The following is a 979-nucleotide window of genomic DNA, read 5'->3' as shown; positions in this document are numbered from 1 at the left end:
AAAGCAGGAGAAAAACGAGTGCTCGATAATTTTGTAAGCAAAGCTTAGCATATACATAAAGAAACTCCCTTTCTAAATTATAAAAACATTTTTTCATTTTATTTTAATATTACTTCCATTTGTGAATAAAAACCTCGATGGGTAAGTTTTGCATATCAGACAACGCATTATAAATTTTATCAAGTGGCCAATTCCACCAAGCCATCTCCAAAAGTGTCTGAATCACATTATCGGGAAAGCGCATCCGCAACGGTTTTGCAGGAACACCAGCAACAATCGTATAAGGTAAAATATCTTTTGTTATAACAGCGTTAGTACCAATGATAGCGCCATGTCCAATTGCCACCCCAGGCATAATAACCGCACCATGTCCAATCCATACATCATGACCAACGGTAACACGCTTTTCACAACGCCTTTCACGAAAGGAACGATCTAAGGACATATAGCGGAAATATTCATTTGGACGATATGTTATTTTATGTGTTGAAAGGCGTTCCATGGGATGTTCTAGTGCATTCACACAGACATGAGATGCAATAGAACAAAAGCGCCCAATATCGCTATAAATAGCTTCACTGTTATGCTCAAAATAGGAAAAATCTCCAACCGTTACATCACGTAAAACCACCCGCTCGTTGATTTCTACATAGCGCCCCAATTTACAACCATGCAGCCGTGCTGTTGTATTGATACGAGGCTGACTCTCACGGAATCGAAGATCTTTCTTAGTATTCATTTATCTTTCACCAATTATTTTTTCTCAATAACATGAAAAAACAAATCACCTGATAAACACAATCAATCATGAAACATGAGATTGCAAAACTAACCTGCCAGTGTTAGAATTTCCTAGTAATTTAAGAGAGACAAATTATGAAAAATGTAATACGCATCTTGGGGCTGACAATCATATTTCTTGCAGGCATTTTCATTTATGACACGTTCAAGAATAAGCCTTTAGGTGATAATTTTACAC

General features: G+C 36.9%; 1 protein-coding gene and 1 pseudogene. One reads left to right on the top strand and one right to left on the bottom strand.

Annotated elements, in window-relative coordinates; translation table 11 throughout:
- Positions 1 to 109: 109 nt before the first annotated feature.
- Complete coding sequence (locus ACFINZ_RS10020; protein WP_011180958.1) at positions 110 to 739, bottom strand: DapH/DapD/GlmU-related protein; 630 nt, start codon at positions 737 to 739, stop codon at positions 110 to 112.
- A gap of 137 nt (positions 740 to 876) precedes the next feature.
- Here ACFINZ_RS10020 and ACFINZ_RS10015 point away from each other — a divergent pair.
- Positions 877 to 979: pseudogene (locus ACFINZ_RS10015) on the top strand (SCO family protein); the annotation flags it as partial.

Source organism: Bartonella sp. AA81SXKL (genome assembly GCF_042196945.1).
Taxonomy (GTDB): Bacteria; Pseudomonadota; Alphaproteobacteria; order Rhizobiales; family Rhizobiaceae; genus Bartonella.
The sequence above is the reverse complement of the archived record's forward strand: the minus strand, read 5'-3'. Positions and strand labels throughout refer to the sequence as shown.

Excerpts from the sequence above, each read along its gene's own strand:
- ACFINZ_RS10020 (WP_011180958.1), bottom strand. The coding sequence starts at position 739 with ATGAATACTAAGAAAGATCTTCGATTCCGTGAGAGTCAGCCTCGTATC.